The organism is Ameyamaea chiangmaiensis, assembly GCF_013376175.1.
Classification (GTDB): Bacteria; Pseudomonadota; Alphaproteobacteria; order Acetobacterales; family Acetobacteraceae; genus Ameyamaea; species Ameyamaea chiangmaiensis.
On record NZ_JABXXR010000255.1, the window covers coordinates 1 to 2,393 of the forward strand.

General features: G+C 67.2%; 4 protein-coding genes and 1 pseudogene. All 5 read right to left on the minus strand.

What is annotated here, in order from left to right; all coding sequences use genetic code 11:
* Positions 1-242: pseudogene (locus HUK82_RS16005) on the minus strand (energy transducer TonB); the annotation flags it as partial.
* A 16-nt stretch (positions 243-258) separates the two neighbouring features.
* The gene (gene tolR / locus HUK82_RS16010) at positions 259-696 is read right to left on the minus strand and encodes a protein TolR (RefSeq protein ID WP_176614882.1); all 438 of its coding nucleotides are present in this window, start codon (positions 694-696) and stop codon (positions 259-261) included.
* Positions 697-699: 3 nt separating this feature from the next.
* Positions 700-1,419: a protein TolQ gene (gene tolQ, locus HUK82_RS16015; protein ID WP_176614883.1), complete on the minus strand. Its 720-nt coding sequence runs from the start codon at positions 1,417-1,419 to the stop codon at positions 700-702.
* A 162-nt stretch (positions 1,420-1,581) separates the two neighbouring features.
* Positions 1,582-1,989 (minus strand): YbgC/FadM family acyl-CoA thioesterase, encoded by a 408-nt coding sequence (locus tag HUK82_RS16020; RefSeq protein WP_176614884.1) that lies wholly within the window; start codon positions 1,987-1,989, stop codon positions 1,582-1,584.
* Positions 1,986-2,393 (minus strand): Holliday junction DNA helicase RuvB C-terminal domain-containing protein (locus HUK82_RS16025; protein ID WP_305144418.1); only part of this gene is annotated, 408 nt, incomplete at its 5' end. The genes HUK82_RS16020 and HUK82_RS16025, both read right to left, overlap by 4 nt.

The following is a 2,393-nucleotide window of genomic DNA, read 5'->3' on the forward strand; positions in this document are numbered from 1 at the left end:
ACCGGCGCGGGCGCGGGGGCTGGCTTGGGCGCGGGCGTGGGTGCCTTGTGCGGTGTCGCGGGGGGCCCTTCGGACGACGAGAACTGGATCTCGACGGTGGGCGGCTCCGGCGGCTCGGGCGGCTTGGTCTGGGGCAGGCCCAGCAGGAGGATAAGCAACAGGCCGCCATGCAGCGCGACCGAGATGCCGGTCGAACGCTGGATGATGGCCCGTTCGGAACGGCGCATGCGCACCATGGTCATCGACCTTCCGGCAGGATCAGGGCTGCGGCCCGGAGGGGGGCTGCTGCGCCAGAAGGGCGACGTGGGTGAAGCCACCCGATGTGATGCGGCCCATCACCTCCATCACCCGGCCATAGTCGATATGCGCATCGCCACGGACGAAGATGCGGTGCGTCGGGTCGTTCTGCGACATCGCGCGCAACTGGTTCACGAGGTCGTCGGGCTGGACCGGGTCGTCGCCCAGATACAGCGCGCCGTCGGCCTTGATCGAGACGGTGATGGGCTTGGTGTCCGTGTTGACGGGCGAGGCGTCCGTCTTGGGCAGGTCCACGTTGACGCCGCTGGTCATCATCGGCGCTGTGACCATGAAGATGATCAGCAGCACGAGCATCACGTCCACCAGCGGTGTCACGTTGATGTCGGACTGTGGGCGGCGGCGTCCGCGGCCGCGCCCTCCCCCCAGCGACGCCCCCATGGGTTACGACCTCTCTTCGGACTGACGCGACAGGATGGCGGCGAATTCGGTCGCGAAGCCCTCCATCCGGTCGGAGAACAGCGCCAGGCTGTTATTGATGATGTTGTAGGCGATCACGGCTGGAATGGCGGTAACGAGGCCGATCGCGGTCGCGAACAGCGCTTCGGAGATACCCGGCGCCACGACGGCCAGATTGGTGTTGTGCATCGCCGCGATCGAGCCGAACGCGTGCATGATGCCCCAGACCGTGCCGAACAGGCCGATGAACGGCGCCACCGGGCCGATGGTGGCCAGGAAGATCAGCCAGCGCTCCAGCCGCTCCATCTCACGCGTGATGGTGATGCTCATGGCGCGATCGACGCGGTCCTTGACGCCGCCGCGCACCAGATCGATGCCGGTGATGCGCGACGAACGGCGCCATTCGCCCATGCCCGCGCCGAACACGGCCGCCAGCGGATGGGTCGGCTTGGCCCCTTCGGCATCGTACAGGTCGTCGAGGCTGCCGCCCGACCAGAACTTGTCCTCGAATTCCGTGGCCTGGCGATTGACCCGGCGAATGGTGATGATCTTGTCGAAAATGATGGCCCAGACCCAGATACTGCAGACGATCAGGCCGACCATCACCAGTTTCACCACCAGAGAGGCATGCAGGAACAGCCCCCACAGCGACAGGCTCCCGGCCGCAGCCGCACCGAGATTTGCCGCGTCCACCGCTCGATCCAAAAACGCCTCCTGCCACTCTTACTGAAGGGGAAAAGCCCGCACGTCCGCCGAGTCGCAACCGGTCCATCAGGGCAGCCCGCCTGCGTTCCTTACTGCGTTCGCGCGAAAAGCCAAGCACCCGGCAACCGAAATTCCTGTAACGATTCGACGCAGCCCGCGTCCCTACGCCGCAAGGGATTCGAGCAGAGCACGCCATCGCGGCGGAAATCGGGCAGGACGGCCGTTATCGACGCGGATGCAGGCCAGTTCCACCGTCAATTCGACGCACAGTTCTTCGGCCCGGCGCACGATCTGCGACAGCGTGCAGCGCGCGGCGCCCAGAGCGATCAGGCGGGTGGTGACCTCGGCGACTTCGTCAAGGCGCAACGGACGATGGCACAGCATGTCGGCGCGCCGTACGACGAATGCCAGCCCGAATTCGGAGGCCAGGGCGGCAGCGGAATCGCCATGGGCACGAATCGCCTCCGTCCGCGCGCGCTCGGCAAAGGCGAGATAGCGCGCGTGATAGACGATGCCGCCCGCGTCGGTGTCTTCGTAATAGACGCGAAAGCCTATGCTGTGCGCGGTCACGGTGTGTCCGATCCGGGATCGAGCAGGTCCGCCTGCCCCGGTTGCGCGGGCGGCGGCACCAGTCCCAGATGCCGCCAGCCACGTTCGCCCAGCATGCGGCCGCGACTGGTGCGCAGAACCAGCCCTTCCTGGATCAGGTAAGGCTCGATCACGTCTTCCAGCGTATCGCGCGCTTCGGCCAGCGCGGCGGCCAGTGTCTCGACCCCGACGGGGCCGCCATGGTGATGCTCGGCGATCCGCAGCAGGTAGCGCCGGTCCATGGCGTCCAGCCCGATCGAATCGACCTCCAGCCGGGACAGCGCGGCATCGGCCATGACGCGATCGACCGGGGCGTCGGGCGTGCGACTGACGGCGGCGAAGTCGCGCACGCGGCGCAGCAGTCGCCCCGCGATACGCGGCGTGCC